Raw genomic sequence first — 24291 nt, 5'->3', positions numbered from 1 at the left:
GGAACCGCTCAAGGAGCCGACATGCCCACGGAACGCATCACTTTTGCCGGACATGACGGCAGCCAATTGGCCGCGCGGCTGGATTTGCCGGATGGTCCGGTCCTTGCGACGGCCCTGTTTGCCCATTGCTTCACCTGCTCCAAGGACATACCTGCGGCCCGGCGCATTTCGGCCCGTCTGGCGGCCATGGGAATTGCAGTGCTTCGGTTCGACTTTACCGGCCTGGGTCACTCCGAAGGAGAGTTCGCCAACACCACCTTCACTTCGAATGTCGAGGATCTGATCTCGGCCGCGCAATATCTGGCCGGACGAAACATGGCCCCTGCCCTGTTGATCGGTCACTCGCTTGGCGGCGCAGCGGTTTTGCGGGCGCGTGCCGGAATTCCGACGGTTAAGGCCGTAGTCACCTTGGGCGCACCGGCCGATCCCTCTCATGTGTCCCATCATTTTGAGGATGCCCTGCCCCAGATCGAACAGGACGGCAGCGCCGAGGTTACCTTGGGCGGACGCCCGTTTCGAATTGGCAAAGCGTTTGTGGACGACATTGCGGGATCGGCCCTGTCTGCCTCGATCGCTGATCTCAAGGCCGCTCTGCTGATCCTGCACGCCCCTCGGGACGAAACGGTCAGTATCGACAACGCAAGCACCATCTTTCTGGCGGCAAAGCACCCAAAAAGCTTCGTCACCCTCGACGATGCCGATCACCTGATCACGCAGGCCTCTGACGCTGAATATGCCGCGGATGTCATCTCGGCTTGGGTCTCGCGCTATCTGAAACTTTTCCCACCTGCGCCACCTCCTGGGGCACCGGAAGGTGTCGTTCGCGTGACAGAGGCGGATCCGAATGGCTTTATGCAGGATATTCAGGCAGGTCCGCACCATCATGCAGTTGCAGATGAACCGGTGTCCTATGGCGGCACGGATAAGGGCATGTCGCCCTATGGCTTTGTCTCATCCGGTCTCGGCGCCTGTACGTCCATGACGATAAGAATGTATGCGCGACGCAAACACTGGCCACTGACCAGTGTCAGCGTCGATGTTTGCCATGACAAAGTTCATGCTCAGGATGCCGGTTTGGCAAATGAGGGCAAAGTGGATCAGTTCCGCCGCAAGATCCGCCTGAGTGGCCCGCTTGATCAGGAACAAAAACAGCGCTTGTTAGAGATCGCAGACAAATGTCCGGTTCACCGGACACTCGAAGGCTCGGCACATATAACAACCGAACTTCTTCCTTGAATGGAAGGCCGCCAGACTGGCGGCCCTCATGCCATCAGCGGCGTGGCGATGGCCGATGTATCGGCGGGCGCGCGGCAGGTGGCCGTGCCGTTGGGGGCCTTGGCCGCGCAGGCGGTTTGGCAACCGGTGGTTTCGGACGATCCGGGCGCGTTGGTCGATCTGGACGATTTGGCCGGTCCGGTGGATTGATATCCACATTGATGTCACGGCGGTAGTAATCGTTCCACAGCATCGAGTCATAGAACGGGTCATACCCGTATCCGACGCCAACTGTTACACCGTCACAGGCCGACAGCGACAAAGTCGCAGCCCCCAGCCCCAATGCGAGGGAAATCCGTTTGATCAGTTTAAAGCTCATCTTACCCCCCCTCACTGAAGCGACTGGAACGACGCGAATACGGCATTCAGATCGTCTGCATAATCCGGGTTTGCCCCGTCTCGCAAAATAGCAACGGCTATGGCGACGCGGTTGCGCGGCAAGTCAATGATGGTGGCCGTAAAGCTCACTCCCTTGCCATCCCTGCGCCCGGTCCCGCGATAGACCCGGGCGGGCAACCCGCCGATGCGGGTGTCGCTGGTGCTGGTGATGGTCGGGTCTTTAACCAGAAACTTGTCGATATCCTGCAAGTACCGGACACCATCCTGGATGGTTGCAACTCCGGCAGGCGAAACAAAGCCCATCCAGACCATATCGTCCGTTACGGGACGCAGCCCCATAACCCGTGCCACCGCACGCGGATCATCCAACCCGGTGTCTTCGATCTCTCGCGGGCCGCCTGTGCGCAGCACCCAGAAATCGGGCACGTCGAACCGAAACAGCGCGCGACCATCATCGGTATACGTCACCGGAGTGTCGGCCAATGCTGATCCTGCCCCACCCAGCCAGACAGCGGCGCAAGCGGCAAGAATTGGAGATGATAAAAAACGCATATCTCAATAACCTGATAATTTCTTCGCCTTCAGCTTGACCCCTGAAAGAGCGACTTGTCCAGCACTGCGTTGCAAAGACCCAAGAAAACCACGTTCAGGTATTGCCGTTCCCCACACATGTTGTCTGACTTTTGCAAGCATCGCACCCCAACTTGCAGACAAACGCATGATATCTATTTCGCATAGACCCCGACGGTCTGGCCGCCCGCATCATCAACGAAACGGATCGCTTCCCCATTTCGCCAGACGTCGTAGCAAGCCCACAAATCGGCAGGTGGCCATGTCGAGCAGTATTGATCCCCTCTCACCGCCCAGCGCCCGACACTGGGCCCGCCCGAGAAATACTGCGTGGTCATGCTGGCTTCAAAAACCTGCCAAACACCCGCGCCGTATTCCAGCTTCTTGCCCGCCAAGGTCGTCAGGATTTCCTCTCCAGACAGTTTCTGGAAGTCTCCGGCGACCAAAACACCCGGCCAGAGGGCGAAAAACAGGGCAAACCGTCTCATACCTGCTCTCACATCTTGTTCCCTTGCGCACAGGCGGCTAAACCCCGCGCCAACGCCTCATCCCAATCACAAAAAGGTGCTGCCGCCAATGATTCCCCGTTATTCCCGCCCTGACATGGTTGCCATCTGGTCGCCCGAAACCAAGTTTCGCATCTGGTTCGAAATCGAGGCCCACGCCTGCGATGCCATGGCCGATCTGGGCGTGATCCCGCGTGAGAATGCAGAAGCCGTTTGGAAAGCCAAGGATGTGGAGTTCGACGTCGCCCGCATCGACGAGATTGAAGCCGTCACCAAACATGACGTCATCGCCTTCCTGACCCATCTCGCTGAACATGTTGGCAGTGAAGAGGCCCGGTTTGTGCACCAGGGCATGACCAGCTCGGACGTGCTGGACACGTGCTTCAACGTCCAGCTGACGCGCGCGGCCGACCTCCTGATCGCCGATCTCGAAGGGCTTCTGGCAGCGCTCAAGCGCCGCGCGATTGAACACAAGGACACGGTACGCATCGGTCGCAGCCACGGTATCCACGCAGAGCCCACAACAATGGGCCTGACCTTTGCCCGGTTCTATGCCGAGATGGACCGCAACCTGTCCCGCATGCGCGATGCCCGTTCGGAAATCGCAACTGGCGCGATCAGCGGCGCCGTCGGCACCTTCGCCAATATCGATCCCGCAGTCGAGGAACATGTCTGTGACAAACTGGGTCTTGTGCCCGAACCGATCAGCACCCAGGTGATTCCGCGCGACCGGCACGCGGCGTTCTTTGCGACGCTTGGCGTCATCGCCAGCAGTATCGAAAACATCGCTATCGAAATCCGCCACATGCAGCGGACCGAGGTATTGGAGGGCGCAGAATTCTTCTCGATGGGTCAAAAAGGCTCCTCGGCCATGCCGCACAAGAAAAACCCCGTGCTAACCGAGAACCTGACCGGGTTGGCGCGCATGGTGCGCGCAGCTGTGATCCCGGCAATGGAGAATGTGGCCCTCTGGCACGAACGCGATATCTCGCACTCGTCGGTCGAACGCATGATCGGGCCGGATGCCACGATCACTCTGGATTTTGCGCTGGCCCGCCTGACTGGCGTGATCGACAAGATGCTGATCTTCCCCGAAAACATGCTGGAAAACATGAACAAATTCCCAGGCCTTGTCATGAGCCAGCGGGTTCTGCTGGCCTTGACCCAAGCAGGGGTCAGCCGTGAGGATGCCTATGCCATGGTCCAGCGCAACGCGCTGAAGGTTTGGGAACACCGCACCGATTTCAAAGAGGAACTGCTGGCGGACGCCGATGTGACTGCCGCGCTCAGCCCCGAAGAAATCGAAGAGAAATTCGACCTCGGCTATCACACCAAGCACGTGGATACGATCTTCGCCCGGGTATTCGGCGAATAAGGTACGTGTCGACGCCCCCTTCGCACGGCCCGGTCTGTAATGCGCAGGCCGGGCCTTGTTTTTGCCAGACCGCCCGAAATCGGCTATTCTGTGGACGATCTTTTGGGGAGAGGCACCATGATCCGTACCGTTCTTTGCTCACTTGCACTTATTTGCGTGGCATCTGCCGGCCTTGCATGCAGCGCGCATTCCAAACAGACGCAATCCTGCGCACCGGGCACAACCTGGGACACTGAAACGCAAAGCTGCACGAAATCGGTCAACAGCTGACGAATTTCTGTCCGACTTGTGAATAAAAGCAACCGTTCAACTGTTAGCTTTTTTGTAGATCGCACTATGATTTTGAGAGCAGCCCCGAGAACGGAGTAGGATTATGCGCCTTTTGTTAGCTTCAGCCCTTGCTTTGCAAGCCTTCGCCTTTGCCCCTGTGGTCCATGCCGCAGGCGGCGACAGCAGCAGCCCGCCGAAACCGACGAATACGACCAAGAAGTGTTTGTTCGGTCGGGTCTACGACGAATCCAGAGGTCGGTGCGTCAAACCCAACAAAACCAATCTATCGGATGATCAGCTATACGATGCCGTCCGCGAATTGGCCTATGACGGGCAGTATGGGCACGCTCAGGATATCCTGCGGATCATGGATCAGGACAATGACCGCGTGCTGACCTATTGGGGCTTTACCTACCGCAAGATGGGCGAGTCGGAGCTGGCGAACGCCTTTTATCAGAATGCCATCAATGCCAATCCCGACAATCTTCTGGCGCGCAGCTACATGGCGCAAGGCTTTGTAGCCGAAGGCAAAACCGATCTGGCAATCGAGCAATGGCGTGAGATCAAAGCCCGTGGCGGCGAAGGAACGTGGGCCGAGGCGTCCCTGCGCGACGCCATCCGGACAGGGTTGACCTACAACTACTGAGCTTCAGGGATATTTAACCCGACTCTCTCTAATCTGCCCGTGGTTCGGAATTTTTGGCACTACGGGCAGATGCAGGACACAAACGCATTGATACAAATGGCAAATGGGGGGTCAGCCCCTCTTGCTGCAGAGGATGACGGCGCGCCGCAAATTGTTCCGCGAACACTGACCGGCCGGCAAAAAGCGGCCGTTGTCGTGCGCCTTCTGTTGAACGAAGGCGCCGATATTCCACTTGAGGAATTGCCCGACGACCTGCAAGAGACGTTGACCCATCAGCTTGGGCAAATGGGCCTTGTGGATCGCGCAACTCTGGGCGCAGTGGCCCAGGAATTCAGCGATGCTCTGGACAACATCGGGCTGGCATTTCCACATGGGCTTGCAGGTGCATTGGACGCGGTGAACGGAAAGATCGCACCATCGACTGCCGCGCGCCTGCGCAAGCTCGCCGGGGTGCGCCAGATCGGCGATCCATGGCAACGCTTGCGTGACGTACCCATTGAGGATCTGGCGGCCATGGCTCAGGCGGAAAGCACCGAAGTGGCGGCTGTCATGCTTTCAAAAATGGATACCGCACAGGCGGCACAGATGCTGGGCCGCATGCCGGGCCCGGTTGCGCGACGAATTACCTATGCCATCTCGAAAACAACAAATGTCACCCCGGAAGCGGTTGAGCGCATTGGCTGGTCGCTGGCCGCGCAACTGGATCAGCAGCCTGCTCAGGCTTTCGACAATGGTCCCGGCGCGAGGGTCGGCGCGATCCTGAATCAGTCGCCGGCCACTACACGAGACGACTTGTTGAACGCACTGGACGAGGACGACGCCGATTTTGCGGATTTGGTGCGCCAGTCGATCTTCACCTTTGCCCATATCTCAAGCCGCATTGCTGCCCGCGATGTTCCCGCCATCCTGCGCGAAGTGGAACAGCCGGCTCTTGTCGCGGCGCTGGCGGGTGCCGCCGCTGATGATGACAAGGCTTCTGTTGAATTCATTCTGTCAAACATTTCGTCCCGCATGGCCGACAATCTGCGCGAGGAAATGGCCGAACGTGGTCGTGTCAAGCAAACAGAGGCCGAAGACGCCATGACACAGGTCGTTGCCGCCATTCGCACTCTGGTCGACGCCGGTTCAATTACTCTGATCGAAAAAGATGATGAGGAAGATACGGCCTGATATGTGAAACTAGGAGTTTTGCGCTGTCCGATCACCTGATGCAGGTTCAGGCATTCTGCCCGCCTGGGCGCTTGAGCTTGCAGGCATCGGGCTGTATGTCTGTCTCAGCAATTCGCAACACGCGGTGAGACACCTCCATGCCCGTTGAAAAGTCGGAGCTCAGCCGGTTTGAGCTTGGGAAATACTATGTCGCCAATCTGTTTCTACAGGGGGTCATCGGCGTTATGCGCATGATTTCCTACGAACGGCGTATTGCAACAATGGGCGCCATCGTGCGGTTTCTGGCACCTGTTGTCGGGTTTCGCAAACGTGTCCGTCGAAATCTGAAGCTGACGTGCCCAGACTTGCCTGAAGTCGAAGTCAGGCAGATTTGCCGCGATGTGCCGGACAATGCCGGTCGTGCGATCATGGAGCATTTTTCTCCGGAAGACTTTATCGAACGTCAGAGCAAGGCCAAGATTTCAGGACCAGGTATCGCAGCGTTTGACGCGGCTATTGCCGAGGGTCGTCCGGTCATGATGATTACGGCCCATTTCGGTCACTACCTTGCCGCGCGTATCGCCCTGCAAACCTACAGCGGTCAGCCCATCGGCTGCCTGTATCGGAGGATGGCCAACCCGTATTTCAACGACGCTTATGTCGAAGCCTTCTACAAGACAGGCGCCCCGATGTTCGAACAGGGACGGCGCGGAATGGTCGAAATGGTGCGCTCGCTGAAAAAGGGCGGGATCATTGCCATCGTATCCGATCTTCACGCAATGGGCGGTGAAGAGCTGACGTTTTTTGGCAAACCCGCCGTGACATCCGTGCTGAACGCCGAATTGGCGATAAAATACAAAGCCGAGCTGATTCCGTGTTACGCGGTACGGCAGCCCAACGGCATCGATTTTGAGATCGTTCTGCATGAACCGGTGCCACATACGGACCCGAAAACGATGACCCAATTCACCAACGACGATCTGGAAAAGATGGTACGGCAGCATATGGGGCAATGGTTCTGGATTCACCGACGTTGGAAGCATTGGAATGGATTGGGAATCAAGCCTGAAGAGATGCCCTGATCATTTGACTCGGGTCGCGGCAACAATCGGCCCATGACCTGCCCTTTGCACCAGAATGACAGCCGGCAAATCTGAACCAAGCTGAACCGCGAATGTTTGCGGTGCAGTTCCATCCCATTGCCCTGCAATCTGCCAGGCCTCAACGACATTGGCATAGTCCAACTCGTGCCCGGCCAGTTCTCCACGACGGATCGATGCGTGCCGCATAGGTGAGTATTGAACGACATGCACGTCATAGGTTTCTTCTTTCGGCAACTCAACTGGAGTGACATCCACTGTCACCACATCGGCTGAGCGAATGGCAGTCACCGACGCTTCGGGTGCTGCTTTCAGATGCGCTTCGATCAATTGGGCAAGTTCCCGGGCTTGCGCCCCGACAATATCGTGCTGCCCGTTGATCACCATCTGCGGTGTGTAGATCATCGATCGCCCCCCCTCGCGGGCATAAGCCCGCTGCCGGAGCGTATGATCAGGGTCTGCATATTCGTCCTTCCAGCCAATATAATCCCAGTAGTCGACATGCAAAGCCAGCCCTATGACGTCGTCCCGCTTGGCCAGATCATGCATGATCCGATCCGCCGGCGGGCAGGATGAACACCCCTGAGACGTGAACAGTTCGACCACCACCGGGTCTTCCTCGGCCGCGACCTGTGCCGCCACAAAACAGGAAAACACGGTGGTCAATGCAATGGATCTGAACATGAGAACTCTCGGGTTGAGCGGTTGGGTCTCAGGGATAACTGCTTTGACGCTCAACGGCCAATCAAGGTTTCTTGAGACATTGACACACGCCCCCAAGGGAAAAAGTGTACAATAGTATACAAATTTACCCCTCAATGCCTGTTCGACCTTGAACACGGGGCCTTGGTGATGCAGATAACACTCAGCAAATCCTAAAATCCAAGTCATTTGAGAGGGAGGCCACAGATGCCCATCAAAGTCGGACAGGATACCGCCAATACGCGTCGCAGTCTGAGCGTGAATGGTAAATCCATTTCCTATTATTCCATCCCCGCCGCGCAAGAGGCGGGCCTGGGCGATTTCTCCAAACTGCCTGCCGCACTCAAGGTAGTGCTGGAAAACATGTTGCGGTTCGAGGATGACGGGTTCTCGGTCTCGGTCGATGACATCAAAGCCTTTGCCGAATGGGGTGCCAAAGGCGGGAAGAACCCGCGCGAGATCGCCTATCGTCCGGCCCGTGTACTGATGCAGGATTTCACCGGCGTTCCGGCCGTTGTGGATCTGGCCGCGATGCGGGACGGCATCAAGGCGCTGGGGGGCGACGCGCAAAAGATCAACCCGCTGAACCCGGTCGATCTGGTCATCGACCACTCGGTCATGATCGACGAATTCGGCAACCCGCGTGCGTTCCAGATGAATGTGGACCGCGAATACGAACGCAACATGGAACGGTACCAGTTCCTGAAATGGGGTCAGGGCGCGTTCAACAACTTCCGTGTTGTTCCCCCCGGCACCGGTATCTGCCACCAGGTGAACCTTGAATATCTAGCACAGACCGTTTGGACCGATACTGACCAGAACGGCGACGAAGTCGCCTATCCTGACACTCTGGTTGGCACTGACAGCCATACCACCATGGTCAACGGCATGGCCGTTCTGGGCTGGGGTGTTGGCGGGATCGAGGCCGAGGCCGCAATGCTGGGTCAGCCAATCTCGATGCTGATCCCCGAAGTCGTGGGCTTTGAACTGACCGGCGATCTGGTCGAAGGCACCACCGGCACCGACCTGGTTCTGAAAGTCGTGGAAATGCTGCGCGAAAAAGGCGTTGTCGGCAAGTTTGTTGAATTCTTCGGCGAAGGTCTGGATCGTCTACCGCTGGCCGACCGCGCGACCATCGCCAATATGGCACCGGAATACGGTGCAACATGTGGCTTTTTCCCAATCGACGGCGAAACGCTGCGCTACATGCGCAACACAGGGCGCGACGAAGATCGTGTCGCTTTGGTTGAAGCCTACGCCAAGGAAAACGGTTTCTGGCGTGACGAGAACTACGCGCCGATCTACACCGACACCCTGTCCCTGGATATGGGCACTATTGTTCCGGCGATCTCGGGGCCCAAACGCCCGCAGGATTATGTCGCGCTGACCGACGCCAAAGCTGCTTTCACCAGGGAAATGACCGAGAACTTCAAGCGCCCGATGGGCAAACAGATTGAGGTCAAAGGCGAAAACTATGGCATGGAATCGGGTAAGGTCGTGATCGCCTCGATCACTTCCTGCACCAACACCTCGAACCCTTATGTGATGATCGGAGCGGGCCTTGTGGCGCGCAAGGCAGCCGCGCTGGGTCTGGATCGCAAACCTTGGGTCAAAACCTCGCTGGCACCAGGTTCGCAGGTTGTGTCCGCTTACCTGGAGGCCGCAGGCCTGCAGGAGGATCTGGACAAGATCGGCTTCAACCTCGTGGGATATGGCTGCACCACGTGTATCGGCAACTCGGGGCCAATCCAGAAAGAAATCTCGGAGGCAATTGCGGAGGGCGATCTTGTTGCCACCTCGGTCTTGTCGGGCAACCGCAACTTCGAAGGTCGGATCTCGCCCGATGTGCGGGCCAACTATCTGGCTTCGCCGCCTCTGGTCGTCGTATACGCGCTGGCGGGCACCATGGATATTGACCTGACATCCGAGTCGATCGGACAGGACAAGGACGGCAATGACGTCTACATGAAAGACCTCTGGCCTACCCAACACGAGGTCGCGGAATTGGTCGAACGGACCGTCACACGCGAAGCGTTCCAGTCGAAATACGCCGACGTTTTCAAAGGGGACGAAAAATGGCAATCGGTTGAAACCACTGATGCAGAAACCTATGACTGGCCACCGACATCGACCTATATCCAGAACCCGCCTTACTTCCAGGATATGAGCCATGATCCGGGCACGATTTCCAACATCGAAGGCGCCAAGGTTCTGGCCATTCTGGGCGACATGGTCACGACCGACCACATCTCACCTGCTGGGTCATTCGCGACGACTTCGCCCGCAGGCCAGTACCTGATCGAACGTCAGGTTCAGCCGCGTGAATTCAATTCATATGGTTCACGCCGCGGCAACCACGAGGTGATGATGCGCGGCACATTCGCCAATATTCGCATCAAGAACGAGATGCTGGACGGCGTCGAAGGCGGTTACACCAAGGGTCCAGACGGCGAACAGACGTCAATCTACGACGCCTCGATGGCCTATCAGGCGAATGGCACCCCGTTGGTGGTATTCGGTGGCGAGCAATATGGGGCGGGCTCAAGCCGCGACTGGGCGGCCAAGGGCACGGCGCTGCTGGGCGTGAAGGCCGTAATCGCCGAGAGCTTTGAGCGTATCCACCGTTCGAACCTTGTTGGTATGGGTGTCATTCCGTTCGAGTTCACAGGAGGCGACAACCGCAAAACCCTTGGGCTGAAGGGGGATGAAATCGTTTCGATACACGGGCTGGATACAATCGAGCCGCTACAGGAAGTCCCCTGCACCATCGTTTATGGCGATGGAACCGAAAAGACCATCACCCTGAAATGCCGTATCGATACCGCGCCCGAGATTGAATACATCGAAAACGGTGGCGTATTGCATTACGTCCTGCGCAATCTTGCAAAGGCATCATAACCGATAGCAAAGCATGCAATTCAAACCCCCGGCCATCTGCCGGGGGTTTTTTGTATTCTGGTCATTTATTCGAAAACCTGAAACTGTTAGGCAAGGTCATCAACGGAAACCAATCGCTATGAAGAAACCCAACGCCCTGCTGGTGTGTTCGCTCAGCGTAATTGCAGTGATCGGGATATGGGGCGTCGTGGACATTCAAAGTCTGGTGACCTGGGCCAGTGGCATCGTCCAACAGACCTTCCACAGCCGCGGCTGGTTCGTGATGCTCGCCGCTTCGGGCATGTTGATCGGATGCCTGTTTCTGGCCTTTTCACCCTATGGCAATATTCGCCTTGGCCGGGATGACGAGGAACCAGAGTTTTCCACGGCTACATGGATTTCGATGTTGTTTTCTGCGGGCATGGGCGTCGGCCTGCTGTTTTGGGCAGTGGCGGAACCGTTGACCCATTTCAACTTTATCAACGGTATGGCACCGGATTTCATCGCAGCGCAACAAGCCATGCTGGCGACGAACTTTCACTGGGGCTTACACGCTTGGGCCATATACGGATCAACCGCGCTTTCCATCGCCTTTTTCAGTTTTCGGCGCGGCACCGAGATGATGGTCAGCGCGCCGATCAAAAGCCTGTTTCCCGGCGAACGCTGGGCTGAACGTGTCGGATGGCTTTCGGATTTCATGGCGATCATCGCCATTGCCATTGGTGTCGGCGGTTCCATGGCCATGGGCGTATTTCAGGTGGCAGACGGCATCGCCGTTCTGGGCGGTCGTGAAACCGTCGGCGCCCTTCTGATTGGCGCCGTGTTTCTGGCAATGGTCGCGGCCTATATCCCGGCACTCCTGATCGACCTGGGTCAGGGTATGGCGCGCTTGTCCAATGCCGCCATGCTGATCGCAATCGGCCTTGTTGCCTACACGGTGGTCCTTGGCCCCACTGAATACCTTCTGAATACTATCGTTCAGGGGTTCGGGGACTATGTCACCAATGTCATTCCCAGGGGCTTTCAGACCTTTACGTTCTTCGGCGATGACGTCACCAGATGGTTCAGCGACTGGACACTTACCTACATGGTCTGGTGGATCGCCTGGGGCCCATTTGTGGGCGTCTTTGTCGCCCGCATATCTCGCGGTCGCACGATACGGGAATTCGTGATCGGAGTGTTGTTCGCCCCCACCCTGTTTTCAATCCTCTGGTTCGGTGCATTTGGTGGCATTGGCCTGTTCGAGGCGCTCAATGGCGCTGGCGAACTCTTGTCCTATACGCAGACAAATATTGAACGTGTAACCTTCGTCCTGCTCGACCGGCTTCCACTGTCTGTGATTACGACACTTGCCACGGTACTGGCCGCCTTTCTGTTCATTGTAACCAGCGTCGTTAGTGCGGCATTTGTTCTGGGCACCTTCTCGACGGGCGGGGACGAGAATCCCCCGCCGCGCGTCCGGCTGATCTGGGGGGGATTGCTTGGGCTGCTGAGTGTCGCGATGATCCTTTCGGGATCCGTGGACTCGGTGAAGATCCTCATCTCGCTTGGCGCATTGCCCTTTGTCTTCATTTCAGTCCTGCTGATGGTGTGCTTGTTCCGCGGGCTCAGAGAGGAGGGGCAACGCAATGCTGATCGGTGATCTCACGGACACTCTGATGAACCTTGTCACCTTTGCGTTCATCGCGGCAATGCTCTGGATATTGCTGCGCAAGTGACAGCATTTCGACAGCGCAAAAAACAACGTTGAATCCTGGGCGCTTTGCCGGTCATCTGAGTTCATGGAAAAAGTTGCACTGATAACCGGTGGTGCCCGTGGGATCGGGCGGGCAATAGTCGAAGACCTGAGCCGAGATCACCATGTCGCCTTCACCTGGTTGGCCAGCCAGCCGGATTCTGAAGTGCTGAAAGACGACGTTCTGGCAATTCAATCGGACCTGACAGAAGACAACCAACCCACCCAGGTCGTCGAAAAGGTCATCGATCACTTCGGACGACTGGACGTGATCGTGAACAACGCCGGTCTTGTTCGCGCCACTCCGAAACAAGCGTTCAGGGTTGAAGACCATCACGCTATTCTTGACCTCAATCTGCTGGCCCCCGCCGCGTTGCTGGCTGCGGCATTGCCGTATTTGAACCGCGGCGCATCAATCGTCAGCATTTCGTCGATGAACGCGACACTGCCACCGCGCGACGCCGTGACCTATGGGGCAAGCAAAGCCGCTTTGAACCTCTGGACACGCGCAATGGCGAAAGAGCTTGGCCCGGAGGGCATCCGTGTCAACGCGGTTGCGCCGGGCGCCATCAACATCCCCGAAGCCCCCCGTCCAGACGATCTGACATCGCTTTTCGTCAAGGAAACGGCTCTGGGCCGGATCGGAAGACCCGAAGACATCGCCAGCGCCGTTCGGTTTCTGGCCTCGGACGCGGCGGGATTCGTAACCGGAGAGGTTCTGGGCGTGACCGGAGGGTATCGCCTGTAGACCCGCTTTCGCTTGGCTTTAGGATCTGCCTTAACCGCCCGCGGCTTTTTGCAACGCCGGTCGCAGAGTGTTTTCAATCACACGCTGCGTAATCGGGCCTGCAAAGCGCAAGATGATGGTGCCGTCACCATCGATTACATAGGTTTCGGGCACGCCATAGAGCCCCCAATCCAAGGCCATGCGGCCCTGCTCGTCACGGCCAATCGCTGCGTACGGGTCACCCAGCTCGGTCAAAAACGCTTCGGCGTTGCCCAGCTGGTCTTTGTAGTTGATGCCATAGACCGGGATACCTTCTGCGGCCAGGGCCTCCAGATTGGGATGCTCGGCACGGCATGGCGCGCACCAGCTGGCCCAGTAGTTGACCAGTTTGACTTCTCCATCCCGCAGCGTGGCATCGTCGAACAGCTTCTTTTCCGGGAAATCGCTCAGAACCACAGGCGGAGCCGGTTGGCCTTCGCGGGCAGAGGGTAACGCGTTGGGGTCTTCACGGAACATACCGATCCCGGCCAACACGGCGAAAGCGCCAAAAATCAAAGGCGGCGCGATCATCAGGGGCGATATCTTAGCCATTGCGCGAAATCCTTTGTTCGATTTTTTCCATTTCAGTGCGCATCTTGCGCCCTCGCTTCACACTGAACACGATCAATGCCACAAGCAGCACGACGGACACGGCATAAGACGACAGTACGGCGTCAGCATATTTTCCAAGATCGGGTATCATCCGCCCACCCTTTCCCGCGCCAGCAACGCTTTGATACGACGCGCGCGGATTTCAGTCCCGGTGCGGTACAATACCAGCGCAATGAACAGCAGAACAAATCCGATGATGCACAACAACAACGGATAGAAGTAGATGTTACTCACCTTCTCTTCGGTATCGGCACCCGTCACGGCAGCCGCGCGCATGACCGATGCGCCCTGATGCAGGCCCTGGTTCCAGAAGTTGACTGCATATCGGCTGAGCAGCGCAAACACGGACCCTACGAGACACAGAACCGAGGTCAGGTCGGCCGCAGTGTCCGGATCCTCGATGGCTTCCCACAAAGCGACATAGCCAAGATAGAACAGGAACAGGATCAGAAACGCGGTCAGGCGCGGATCCCAGGCCCACCAGGTGCCCCACATGGGCTGCCCCCAGATCGCCCCGGTCAACAACGCAATCAGGGTCATCACGATCCCGATCGGTGCAGCCGCCCGCGCCGCCAGCGCGCTGACATGGTGACGCCGCACCAGCCAGACCAGAGAAGTTGCCAGCATCATCAGCCAGCAATTGATCGCCATCAACGCCGCCGGTACGTGCAGATAGATGATCTTGACCGTCGACCCTTGCTTGTAGTCGTCCGGCGTGAAGAAGAACCCCCAGACCAGCCCAACGACGATGCAGATGATCGAGACGATCCAGAAGAACGGCAGGACACGTTCACTGGTCGCAAGAAACTTGCGCGGGTTGGCGTATTCCCAGAGGGCGTTGGCTTTGGCTGCGATTGTCATGGGCCCTATCTAGTCCGAGTTGGAGGTTTTCTCAATTGACATCAGTCAAAGCTAGGACGGTTCACCGCAGATTGATACGTAACACAGCAGCGCTGGCAAAAGGCAACAATGCGATCGTCGCGGCCGTGATCCCTGCCAACATCAACAACGGCGTCTGCACGTCCATCCCTGTAGCCCCACGCCGGGCGACCTCGGCCCCGAAAATCAGGGTGGGGACGTAGAGCGGCAAGACCAACAGTGACAACAGCAAACCGCCGCGCTTGAGGCCGACGGTCAGGGCTGCGCCGAATGTGCCGATCACGCTCATGGCCGGGGTTCCGATCAGCAGCGAGGTGACAAGCCATAAGAAGCCCGGCACAGGCAGGTTAAGCAAGACACCCAGAAAGGGCGCAGCCAGAACCAAAGGCAGGCCTGTGGTCAGCCAGTGGGCCAGCGCCTTGATGGTCACAACAGATTCCAGTGGCAGCGGTGCCGTGGCCAGCAGGTCCAGCGATCCGTCCTCCCAGTCCAGCGCCAGAAGACGGTCAAGAGACAACAGACACGCCAGCAACGCCCCCAGCCAGAGCACACCGGGCGAAATGGTGGACAGCAGCGAGGATTGTGGCCCCACTGCAAACGGCACCATTACGGTCACGATCAGGAAAAAGGCCAGACCCAACCCAAACCCGCCGCCCGCGCGGAAGGCCAGTTTCAGGTCGCGCAGCAAAAGGGCGATCACAGGAAGCCTCCGTCGAAATCGTCAATGGGTTTGGGTTTGGCCTTGTTCGGGCCGACGTCCAGAACCTCGCCATCCAGGCCAAGGTCAATATGGGTCGCGATCAGGGCTGACCCGCCCTGACCCAGATGCGCGCGGACTGCATCGGCGAACATTTGCACCGCATTTTTGTCCAGCGAAACGGTCGGCTCGTCCAGCATCCAGATCGGCCGCCCGGTGACCAGCATTCGTGCCAGTCCCAGCCGCCGTTTCTGACCTGCCGACAGGTTTCCTGCGTGACGGTCCGCCAACTCATTCAGCTGGAAAGCATCCAACGCGGTTTGAATACCGTTAGTGCCAAAGACAGCAGCCCAGAACGTCAGGTTTTCAGTCACCGTCAGCGTCGGTTTCAGCCCGTCTGAATGGGACGCATATGCGATCTGGTCATCTGCCCCCTGGATCTCACCGTCCAGCGGCGGCTGCAACCCGGCCAATGTGCGCAGAAGGGTCGTTTTGCCGATCCCGTTCGGGCCGCGCAGAATCAGGGCTTTGCCCGGAGGCAGCTGAAAGCTGAGATGCTCCAGGACGGGAATGCCACCACGGGTGATCGACAGGTCAGTTACAATCAGACTCATGACACCCGCTTATCGGAATGTCATCAGAGGCAAAAGGTGGGATTTGCCGCAGTTCGGTTGTGAGAGCCCTGTTGAGAGAGGACCGAGTGAGGGGCCAGCCCCTCATACACCCCGGGATATTTTCAGCCCGATGAAGGATCCCGTCAGACCGGGATCAGAGCAAGCGCTATTCGGCGACCTTCAGAGAGCAAGACATTGTAGGTGCGGCACGCAGCCGGTGAATTCATGACTTCGACGCCGACTCCGGCACTCTCCAGCCGGGTGCGCAAAGATTGGGGAATGAGGGCCATGTCTTTGCCTGTACCAATCAACAGGACGTCAATCTCGTCAGACAATTCCAGAAGTGGTTGCGCGTCTGCATACCCACCCCAGTTTGCAGGTCCTGCAGGGCCCGTCAGAACTGCGCCTTCAAACACATCACCGCCAATGCGGAAGAACCCCGGGCCGTAACCATCAACTGGTTTGGCATCTGTAAACGTAACCTGATTCAGGCGCATTTCTTCCCTCCTTCAATCCAGGATCGGCAAACCGGACACCACTGCGATCAGAATGACCGAGTAAGCCGCCGCGCGATAGATCCGTTCGAGTTTCGGATCGAACAGAGCCTTGCCGATCAGTGTTGTAGTCAGATAGGGCAAGCCCAGCAGCAGGACAATCCACAGGATCGACAGATCCGCTGCACCTCCGATCAGGATACTGAAGACGATGGCCACATCCAGCAACGCCAGAAAAATGATCGTGTTGGCGCGGATCTTGCGTACATCCGAAGAACTCGCAAGGTAGAATACAATGACAACCGGTCCGGTCAGACCCGTCATGCCGCCGACCACGCCCGCGCTTCCGCCAATAGCCAGTCGTCCGCCCGCCCTCAGTTGCCCCTGCCAGCGCCAGCCGGTGACGATCGCCAACAGGGTCACACCAGTGATGCCGCAGGCGATCCAACGCAACACGACGGTATCGACCTGCGCCATGATCCATAGGCCCAGTGGTACGGTCACAGCCGCCGCAATGCCCATCGTGCTGATTTCGGTCTTGTCGCATTCGCGCCACGCCTGCGGCGCCAACGCAAAGGTCGATACGATCCCGGTCGCCGCCATCAGAAAGACGACATCAGCAATCGGCAGAAATTGAGTGGCCACCGGCACAAAGATCATCGCGGTGCCAAAACCAGTGAAGCCGCGGACAAGTCCCGCGGCTCCGATGGTAAGTACCAACCAACCCAGCCCCGGCAGGGACAGGGCCTGTTGCAAAGCCTCAGGCATCGATATTTGCAAACTGGTTGCCCGCCGTGTTCGACGGCTTGGACCAGTCGCGCTTGACCCCCAGCCACAGCAGGATGGTCGAGGCCACGAAGACCGATGAATAGGTGCCCACTATCACGCCCCAAATCATCGCGAAAACGAAGCCGCGGATCACATCGCCGCCCAGAACATAAAGTGAGATCAACGCCAGCAACGTGGTGACCGAGGTCATGACGGTCCGGCTGAGGGTCTCGTTGATCGAAATGTTCAGCACCTCTTTGAGGTCTTTCTTTTTGTATTTCCGCAGGTTCTCACGCACCCGGTCGAAGACGACCACGGTATCGTTCAGCGAATAACCGACGATGGTCAGAAGGGCCGCGATAATAGCCAGATCAAAGCGGATTTGCAGTTCCGAGAATATACCGATGGTCAGGATCACATCGTGAACCAGTGCCGCCACAGCGCCCAGTGCGAACTGCCATTCGAACCGGAGCCAGATATAGACAAGCACCGCGCCGATCGCCAACACCACCGCGATAACGGCAGTTTGGATCAGCTCACCGGAGACTTTGGGGCCGACGGATTCCACTGACACGAACTGAATGTCGGGAACAACCAGCTGTAGCGCTTCTTCCACGGCGGTGATGGTCGCAGCTTCGACAGCCTCGGCATCTTCTTGCGCCTGAATGCGGATCATCGCAACGTTTTCGTCATCCGCAAAAGTCGGATCGAAAATCTCGGTAATGGTCACATCGCCCAGTTCCAGAGGAGCGATGGCGTCACGATAGGTGCCCACGTCGATCTCAACCGCGCTTTGCGTCCGGATTGTGGTGCCACCCCGGAAATCGATGCCGAAGTTCAGCCCCTGAAGCATGAAGGACGTGAACGCCACGATCATCATCAAGGCCGAGATGCCCAGCCAGACCTTCCAGCGGTTGAAGAAATCGAACGAGGTGTTCTGGGGTACGAGTTTCAGTCTCATTTCAAACCTCGATCATTTTCGGACGACGGCGTTCGAACCACATGACGACCATCAGGCGCGTCACGAAGATCGCGGTGAAGACCGAGGTCAGAATGCCAAGGCCCAGAGTAATTGCGAAGCCGCGCACAGGGCCACTGCCCATTGCAAACAGGATCACAGCAGTGATGAACGTCGTCACGTTCGCGTCCAGAATGGCCGACAACGCCTTTTCATAGCCTAGTTCAATGGCACGGGCCGGACCTTTGGCGGATTTCAGTTCCTCGCGAATACGTTCGAAGATCAGCACGTTGGCGTCCACCGCCATACCAACTGTCAACACGATCCCCGCGATACCCGGCAGGGTCAGGGTTGCTCCGATCATGGACAGCAGACCGAACAACAGGCCCACGTTGATGATCAGCGCGATGTTGGCGAAGATCCCGAACAGACCATAGCTGAGCGCCATGAATACCAGCACCGCGACAAAGGCCACGATGGTGGCGACTTTGCCCGCGTCGATACTGTCCTGCCCCAACTCGGGTCCGATGGTACGTTCTTCGAGGAATTCCAAACCTGCAGGCAGTGCGCCCGCTCGTAGCAGGACGGCCAGATTGGTGCTTTCCTCAACTGTAAAGTTGCCGGTGATGATGCCCGAACCGCCCGGAATATGGCTTTGGATCACGGGGGCCGATATCACCTCATCGTCCAGAACGATGGCAAAGGGGGCTCCGATATTGTCGCGGGTGTAATCCCCGAATTTGCGCGCACCAGACGTGTTGAACCGGAAGCTGACCGCAGGACGACCGTTTTGGTCGAACGCAGGCTGCGCATCGACCAGTTCCTCGCCGGTAACAACCGGCGCGGACTCAATGGTGTAGTAAACGCCGCTTTCGTCAATCGACGGCACGATTTCCTCACCGATGCTTGCGACGGCATCCGGGTCGGTGCCGCGCCCGGCAACCGGGTTAAAGGTCAGTTGCGCCGTGGTGCCGATGATCTCTTTCAACTCGCCCGCGCTGCCGATGCCGGGCACCTGAATCAGGATACGATCAGCACCCTGACGCTGAATGGTGGGCTCTCGGGTGCCCACTTCGTCGATCCGGCGGCGGATGATTTCCAACGACTGACGCACTGTGCGATCGTCTGAGGCCAGCTTTTCTGCTTCGGACAATTTAACCACAAGGGTGTCACCATCGGCATGTGCTTCGATATCCGTGGCCCCGACGCCGGTCAGCGTCTGCACCTGACGGGCAAGACCGCGCACGACCTCCAATGCCCGCGACATGCCCTCGGGTTGGCTGATGCGCACGCGAATCTCATCGGGGGCCGAGTCCTGACGTCGGATTGTTCCAACGGTTGAACGCTCATCGCGCAAGGCGTCACGGATTTCCGGCCACATCGCCTCCATCCGGGTCTCGTAGACGTCCTGCACCTGAACTTCGGCCAACAGATGTGCACCGCCCCGCAGGTCGAGACCCAGATTGACCAGTGATGAGGGCAACCAGTTCGGCCATTGCCCGGCTTCGGCCTGCATCTCAGGCGTATCCACGCCCAGTTCAATCGCGGCCTTGGCGTCGTTCGATTGTTCTACCCGCGAGTAAAACGCGTTTGGCAGGGCCATGAGCAGGCCAGTCACGCAGACCAGCCAGATCAGAACCCGCTTCCAGGTATCAATTTGCAGCATTACCCTGCCTTTTCAAGGAATTGTAAGTCGAGTTTACTTCGCGGGTTCGGTTTTATTCAGAACCTGAGCAATGGTTGACTTGACCACACGCACCTTAACACCTTCGGCGATCTCGACTTCGATCTCGTTGTCGCCTTCCTTGACCTTCGACACTTTTCCGATCAGCCCGCCCTGGGTGACAACTTGGTCCCCGCGACGCACGGCGTCGACCATGGCCTGGTGTTCCTTCATCTTCTTCTGCTGCGGACGGATCAGCAGGAAATACATGATCGCAAAGATCAGGATCAGCGGGAGAAACTGGGCGATTGCGCCACCTTCCATGGGATATTCCTTTGTTCAGATCTTGCGGCACCGTTCCGCAAATTTGGCCGGAACCTATGCTTTGAAATGCGTGTTTGCAAGCAAAGGTGGTCATGTGACCGGCCGCAACCTGACAAAGGTGCCTAAAGAACCGTTTGAACGTTGCAGATATGTCCTATGCAGATATCTCAATTTTGCTATAGTCAGGCGTCAGGGGGGACAATGAAAACTCGTTACAAGCCGTTCCAATCGTTGACGCTTTTGCTTTCCCTGCTGACTTTGTACTTGTGCCTGGCAGTGCCGCTAAAGGCCCAGGAAACACCTGCTGAAATCACCGAGCCCAATGCGGAAGAAACCGAAGGTTTCAAAGCACCCGTCATCGTCGACGGCGACATGTTGTTCTTCTTGCGCGGCTCCAGCGCCCTGCCCGCGCCGGAACGGGCCGAAAGCGTTCAGAACAAGATTGTTGAGGTGGCCGAAGCCTCGGAAAGCCCCACAGTCGACATCACCTTCGAAGAGACCGATCTGGGCATACGCATTCGCGCCGACGGTGAGATCGTATCCATCGTGACCGTTGCAGATGCCGAACTGGACCAGATGGAGCTGGACGTCCTCGGTTTTCTCCACGGTCAGGCCATCGAAGAGGCCATCCTTGCCTACCGTTCCAACCGTACAGAGCAGGCGCGGGTATCCGGTGCAATTGAAGCTGCGGGATGGACCATTGGCTTTGTCGTCTTCGTGCTTGTTATCCTATGGCTGCACCGTCGGATCAGGCGGCGCACTCTAAAGCTGGTAAAGCGTTATCTGCAGGATGTTGAAACAGCGACGGCCAAAAGCGTTCAGGCCGAAGCGATAGCCGCCCTGATCCGATACGGGCTTAACTTTGTCCTGTTGGTTATCTTCTTTCTTGGCTTCTACTACTACCTGTCCTTCGTCCTTCTGGCCTTTGCTGAAACACGGTATTTCGCGCAACTGCTGCTGACATATCTGACAGAGCCCGTATTGCTGATATTCAAGGGTATACTCAGCTATATCCCGAACCTGATTATGCTGAGCCTGATCGCATGGATCACGTTGTACATCATCAAGGGCATGCGCGTATTTTTCGACGCGGTCGAAGCCGGTTCGTTCGAAATGGACGATTTTGAAAAGCACTGGGTCAATCCGACGTTCAACATCGCGCGGGTTGTCGTCATTCTGATCGCGCTGGTCTTTGCCGTTCCCTACATCCCAGGCTCAGACTCAGCCGCCTTCCAGGGTCTGACAATTCTGGTCGGCGCCATGCTGTCGCTGGGTGCAAACTCGGTCGTATCCAACATGTTGGCTGGGCTGTTTGTGATCTATCGCCGTTCCACTTCAATAGGCGACCGCATTCAGATCGGTAAGCATATCGGCGACGTGGTTCAGATCAAACTCATGGAAACGCATCTGAAATCCATCAAGAACGAGCTGATTTCAATCCCGAACGCCCAATTGATGAATTCGGACGTCGTGAATTTCTCGAAGAAAACAGATGGCAGTGGTTTGCTGCTGCACACAACGGTTGGCATCGGATACGAGGAGTCGCCCGAAAAGGTCGAAGCAATGCTGATCGAGGCGGCCAACCGCACCAAGGGGATCAAGGCCAAGCCTGAACCTTTCGTGCTGTGGACAGCGCTGGCCGACTACGCCATCAACTATCAGATCAACGGCTTTACCACCCGCGGCAGCAGCATTCCGAAAATTCGCTCGGACCTGCATCGCAACATTGTCGCCGTATTCAACGAGAACAAAGTGCAGATCATGACGCCGTCTTACATGGCAGATCCACCGGAACCAAAAATCCCGGCAGAAGAATGGGACGGACATCTGGCGCATGAAATCCACGAAGAGGCTGATAAGTCGTAACCGGTGCTACACCCCGCCCGACAGATGGTGCATAAGCGGTTTCAGTGATTCACGCATTCAAGGATCTGAGACATGCACGACATCCGCGCCATTCGCGAAAACCCTGCCGCTTTCGACGCCGCTTTAGCGCGCCGTGGGGACGCGCTGGTGTCGTCAGATTTGCTAAGGCTGGACGAAAGTCGCCGCGCCAAGATTCTGGCCGCCGAAACGGCGCAAGCCGAACAGAACAAAGCGTCCAAGGAAGTCGGCGCTGCCAAAGGTCGCGGAGACGAGGCCGAGTTCCAGCGTCTGCGCGCGCTGGTCGCCGAGAAAAAAGCCGAGATCGCACGTATGCAGACCGAAGCCAAGGATCTGGACGCCCTACTGACAGATCAGTTGATCCGAATTGCAAACCTGCCCGCCGAAGACGTGCCGGATGGCACGGATGAAAACGACAATGTCGAGGTCAGCCGCTGGGGTACGCCGCGCGAACTGGATTTCGCGCCCAAAGAACACTTCGAGATCGAAGCCGTTCAAAAAGGCATGGATTTCGAAACTGCAGCCAAACTATCCGGCTCGCGATTTGTGCTGCTGTCCAGTGGCGTCGCCCGGATTCATCGCGCTTTGGCGCAGTTCATGCTGGATACCCATATCACCGAAAACGGGCTGACCGAAGTGAACGGCCCGGTTCTGGTTCTATCCGAGATGATGCAGGGCACCGGCCAATTGCCGAAATTTGGCGAAGACAGCTATCAGACCCGCGAAGGCTGGTGGCTGATCCCGACCTCCGAAGTGTCGCTGACCAATATCGTCAACGACACTTTGATCGAGGAAAGTTATCTGCCCCGCCGATACACCGCGCATTCCCTGTGCTTCCGGTCCGAGGCCGGATCCGCGGGCAAAGACACCCGCGGGATGCTGCGGCAGCACCAGTTCGAAAAGGTCGAGATGGTTTCGATCACGCATCCGGATAAATCGGACGAAGAACAAAAGCGCATGCTGCGCTGCGCCGAGGGCATTCTGGAAAAGCTGGGCATCCCCTACCGTACCGTCATCTTGTGTACCGGTGACATGGGCTTTGGCGCCCGCCGCACCTTTGATATCGAGGCATGGCTGCCCGGCCAGGACACCTATCGCGAGATCAGCTCGGTCTCGACCTGTGGTGACTTCCAGGCCCGCCGCATGAACGCAAGGTTCCGTCCCGAAGGTGGCGGCAAGCCGGAATACGTCCATACGCTGAACGGTTCGGGTTTGGCCGTTGGGCGTTGCCTGATCGCTGTGCTGGAAAACGGCCAGAACGCGGACGGTACCGTGACCCTGCCCGAAGTCCTAAGCCCCTATCTGGGCGGCAAACTGACCCTGCAACTGGACGGCACACTGGCCTGAAAAACGCAACCGGCACCACCAGGCGCCGGTTCACAATGCAAGAGGGGGCGAAGGAATTTATTTCTTCGCCTTTTTCTTTCCCTTCTTGCGATTTTTCTTCTTGTCACTTTTTTTCTCGCCCTTCTTGGCGTCTTTTTTCTTGTCGTCCTTCTTCGATTTTTTGTCCTTCTTGGACTTTGCCTTCACCTTATCCTTGGCCTTGGAAAACACTGCTTCCATTTCTTTGCGTTTCTTTGAAGCTTTTTCAGCTTTCGCCTTAGCCTTGGCCTTTTTCTTGGCTGCGGCTGCGGCTTTTTCAGCCGCCGCTTGTTCTTCTGCCGCCTTGCGTGCAGCTTCTTCAGCCCGTTTTTCGGCCGCTACAGCAGCCACTGTCTTGCGCGGGGCGGCTTTTCGCGTCGCCGGCTTCCGGGCGGCTGGTTTTGCAGCTGTTGGCTTCTGGGCCGCCGGCTTTCGTGCCGGTGCCTTGCGCGCCCCAGTCTTCCCCGCAGGGGGCGTTGCGGCTATTGCCGCTTTTGCGGCTTCGATCAATACGGCGGCTCGGCTCTCACCGACCCGAGGAACCTTGACCAGATCTGCGGGTGACGCCTTCGCTATCGCTTCTGCGGTCTTAAAGCCATTGGCAGCAAGGGCTTTTTCCAGCGCCTCTCCCACACCTTTAACGTCGGTCACTACAGTCATCCAAGGGTCCTTTCTCCATCGCCCTGCCTCATCGCATATACACTGGATATGCATATCCGCAAG

Annotated in this window: 25 protein-coding genes; 11 read left to right on the top strand and 14 right to left on the bottom strand. The window is 57.5% G+C overall.

Going from position 1 to position 24291, the window contains the following annotated elements; translation table 11 throughout:
- The first annotated feature begins 21 nt into the window (after positions 1-21).
- Together AC2FFA_RS04070 and AC2FFA_RS04065 are read left to right on the top strand one after the other, a co-directional pair.
- Positions 22-1236 (top strand): bifunctional alpha/beta hydrolase/OsmC family protein, encoded by a 1215-nt coding sequence (locus AC2FFA_RS04070; RefSeq protein ID WP_496850112.1) that lies wholly within the window; start codon positions 22-24, stop codon positions 1234-1236.
- Complete coding sequence (locus AC2FFA_RS04065) at positions 1237-1425, top strand: hypothetical protein (protein WP_496718574.1); 189 nt, start codon at positions 1237-1239, stop codon at positions 1423-1425.
- Between the two features lie 180 nt (positions 1426-1605).
- Here AC2FFA_RS04065 and AC2FFA_RS04060 read toward each other — a convergent pair whose 3' ends face one another.
- Both AC2FFA_RS04060 and AC2FFA_RS04055 read right to left on the bottom strand, forming a co-directional pair.
- Entirely contained in the window at positions 1606-2166 is a 561-nt protein-coding gene (locus tag AC2FFA_RS04060; RefSeq protein WP_117868592.1) for a hypothetical protein, read from the bottom strand.
- 173 nt (positions 2167-2339) lie between these two features.
- Positions 2340-2672, bottom strand: a complete 333-nt coding sequence (locus AC2FFA_RS04055) for a hypothetical protein (protein ID WP_117868591.1) — start codon at positions 2670-2672, stop codon at positions 2340-2342.
- Between the two features lie 88 nt (positions 2673-2760).
- Here AC2FFA_RS04055 and purB point away from each other — a divergent pair, with 88 nt between their 5' ends.
- The 4 genes from purB (at position 2761) to AC2FFA_RS04035 (ending at position 7212) form a co-directional block, all read left to right on the top strand.
- Positions 2761-4065, top strand: a complete 1305-nt coding sequence (purB, locus tag AC2FFA_RS04050; RefSeq protein WP_496671415.1) for an adenylosuccinate lyase — start codon at positions 2761-2763, stop codon at positions 4063-4065.
- Positions 4066-4438: 373 nt separating this feature from the next.
- Positions 4439-4981 carry a tetratricopeptide repeat protein gene (locus tag AC2FFA_RS04045; RefSeq protein WP_496850108.1) on the top strand — a complete coding sequence of 181 codons (543 nt, stop codon included), beginning with the start codon at positions 4439-4441 and terminating at the stop codon, positions 4979-4981.
- A gap of 96 nt (positions 4982-5077) precedes the next feature.
- The gene (locus AC2FFA_RS04040; RefSeq protein WP_496850376.1) at positions 5078-6151 is read left to right on the top strand and encodes a flagellar motor switch protein FliG; all 1074 of its coding nucleotides are present in this window, start codon (positions 5078-5080) and stop codon (positions 6149-6151) included.
- Positions 6152-6288: 137 nt separating this feature from the next.
- Positions 6289-7212 carry a lysophospholipid acyltransferase family protein gene (locus AC2FFA_RS04035; RefSeq protein ID WP_496850106.1) on the top strand — a complete coding sequence of 308 codons (924 nt, stop codon included), beginning with the start codon at positions 6289-6291 and terminating at the stop codon, positions 7210-7212.
- Here AC2FFA_RS04035 and AC2FFA_RS04030 read toward each other — a convergent pair whose 3' ends face one another.
- Complete coding sequence (locus AC2FFA_RS04030; RefSeq protein ID WP_496850104.1) at positions 7213-7914, bottom strand: DUF1223 domain-containing protein; 702 nt, start codon at positions 7912-7914, stop codon at positions 7213-7215.
- A gap of 225 nt (positions 7915-8139) precedes the next feature.
- Here AC2FFA_RS04030 and acnA point away from each other — a divergent pair, with 225 nt between their 5' ends.
- From acnA to AC2FFA_RS04015, 3 genes are all read left to right on the top strand, one after another.
- Positions 8140-10830 carry an aconitate hydratase AcnA gene (gene acnA, locus AC2FFA_RS04025; RefSeq protein WP_496850102.1) on the top strand — a complete coding sequence of 897 codons (2691 nt, stop codon included), beginning with the start codon at positions 8140-8142 and terminating at the stop codon, positions 10828-10830.
- Positions 10831-10948: 118 nt separating this feature from the next.
- Positions 10949-12451 (top strand): BCCT family transporter, encoded by a 1503-nt coding sequence (locus AC2FFA_RS04020; protein ID WP_496850100.1) that lies wholly within the window; start codon positions 10949-10951, stop codon positions 12449-12451.
- A 139-nt stretch (positions 12452-12590) separates the two neighbouring features.
- Entirely contained in the window at positions 12591-13292 is a 702-nt protein-coding gene (locus tag AC2FFA_RS04015) for an SDR family NAD(P)-dependent oxidoreductase (protein ID WP_496850098.1), read from the top strand.
- Positions 13293-13322: 30 nt separating this feature from the next.
- On the opposite strand, the gene AC2FFA_RS04010 is transcribed toward AC2FFA_RS04015, so the two are convergent.
- The 10 genes from AC2FFA_RS04010 to yajC form a co-directional block, all read right to left on the bottom strand.
- Positions 13323-13862 carry a DsbE family thiol:disulfide interchange protein gene (locus AC2FFA_RS04010; RefSeq protein WP_496850096.1) on the bottom strand — a complete coding sequence of 180 codons (540 nt, stop codon included), beginning with the start codon at positions 13860-13862 and terminating at the stop codon, positions 13323-13325.
- Positions 13855-14013, bottom strand: coding sequence for a heme exporter protein CcmD (gene ccmD / locus AC2FFA_RS04005; RefSeq protein ID WP_205511904.1), 159 nt, complete (start codon positions 14011-14013; stop codon positions 13855-13857). The genes AC2FFA_RS04010 and ccmD overlap by 8 nt, the downstream gene beginning before the upstream one ends.
- Entirely contained in the window at positions 14010-14783 is a 774-nt protein-coding gene (locus tag AC2FFA_RS04000; RefSeq protein ID WP_117868581.1) for a heme ABC transporter permease, read from the bottom strand. Before AC2FFA_RS04000 ends, ccmD begins: the two co-directional genes overlap by 4 nt.
- A gap of 61 nt (positions 14784-14844) precedes the next feature.
- The gene (gene ccmB / locus AC2FFA_RS03995; RefSeq protein WP_496850093.1) at positions 14845-15501 is read right to left on the bottom strand and encodes a heme exporter protein CcmB; all 657 of its coding nucleotides are present in this window, start codon (positions 15499-15501) and stop codon (positions 14845-14847) included.
- The gene (ccmA, locus tag AC2FFA_RS03990; RefSeq protein ID WP_496850091.1) at positions 15498-16112 is read right to left on the bottom strand and encodes a heme ABC exporter ATP-binding protein CcmA; all 615 of its coding nucleotides are present in this window, start codon (positions 16110-16112) and stop codon (positions 15498-15500) included. The genes ccmB and ccmA overlap by 4 nt, the downstream gene beginning before the upstream one ends.
- A 143-nt stretch (positions 16113-16255) precedes the next feature.
- Complete coding sequence (locus AC2FFA_RS03985; protein ID WP_496850089.1) at positions 16256-16609, bottom strand: Mth938-like domain-containing protein; 354 nt, start codon at positions 16607-16609, stop codon at positions 16256-16258.
- 12 nt (positions 16610-16621) lie between these two features.
- Positions 16622-17374 (bottom strand): sulfite exporter TauE/SafE family protein, encoded by a 753-nt coding sequence (locus AC2FFA_RS03980; RefSeq protein WP_299894140.1) that lies wholly within the window; start codon positions 17372-17374, stop codon positions 16622-16624.
- A complete protein-coding gene (gene secF / locus AC2FFA_RS03975) occupies positions 17367-18335 on the bottom strand; it encodes a protein translocase subunit SecF (RefSeq protein WP_117868576.1) in 969 nt (322 codons plus the stop codon). Before secF ends, AC2FFA_RS03980 begins: the two co-directional genes overlap by 8 nt.
- Position 18336: 1 nt before the next feature.
- Positions 18337-19998 (bottom strand): protein translocase subunit SecD, encoded by a 1662-nt coding sequence (gene secD, locus AC2FFA_RS03970; protein ID WP_299894144.1) that lies wholly within the window; start codon positions 19996-19998, stop codon positions 18337-18339.
- 33 nt (positions 19999-20031) lie between these two features.
- A complete protein-coding gene (gene yajC, locus AC2FFA_RS03965) occupies positions 20032-20319 on the bottom strand; it encodes a preprotein translocase subunit YajC (RefSeq protein WP_117868574.1) in 288 nt (95 codons plus the stop codon).
- A 201-nt stretch (positions 20320-20520) separates the two neighbouring features.
- Between yajC and AC2FFA_RS03960 the strand changes: the two genes are divergently transcribed.
- A complete protein-coding gene (locus AC2FFA_RS03960) occupies positions 20521-22185 on the top strand; it encodes a mechanosensitive ion channel family protein (RefSeq protein WP_496850085.1) in 1665 nt (554 codons plus the stop codon).
- A 72-nt stretch (positions 22186-22257) separates the two neighbouring features.
- Positions 22258-23550 carry a serine--tRNA ligase gene (gene serS / locus AC2FFA_RS03955; protein ID WP_496850083.1) on the top strand — a complete coding sequence of 431 codons (1293 nt, stop codon included), beginning with the start codon at positions 22258-22260 and terminating at the stop codon, positions 23548-23550.
- Between the two features lie 57 nt (positions 23551-23607).
- Here the strand turns inward: serS and AC2FFA_RS03950 are convergent, their stop codons facing one another.
- Positions 23608-24228: a helix-hairpin-helix domain-containing protein gene (locus tag AC2FFA_RS03950; RefSeq protein WP_496850081.1), complete on the bottom strand. Its 621-nt coding sequence runs from the start codon at positions 24226-24228 to the stop codon at positions 23608-23610.
- Positions 24229-24291 lie beyond the last annotated feature (63 nt).

This window comes from Ruegeria sp. YTSB088 (assembly GCF_059609825.1).
This window is presented reverse-complemented; position numbering and strand designations above follow the sequence as displayed.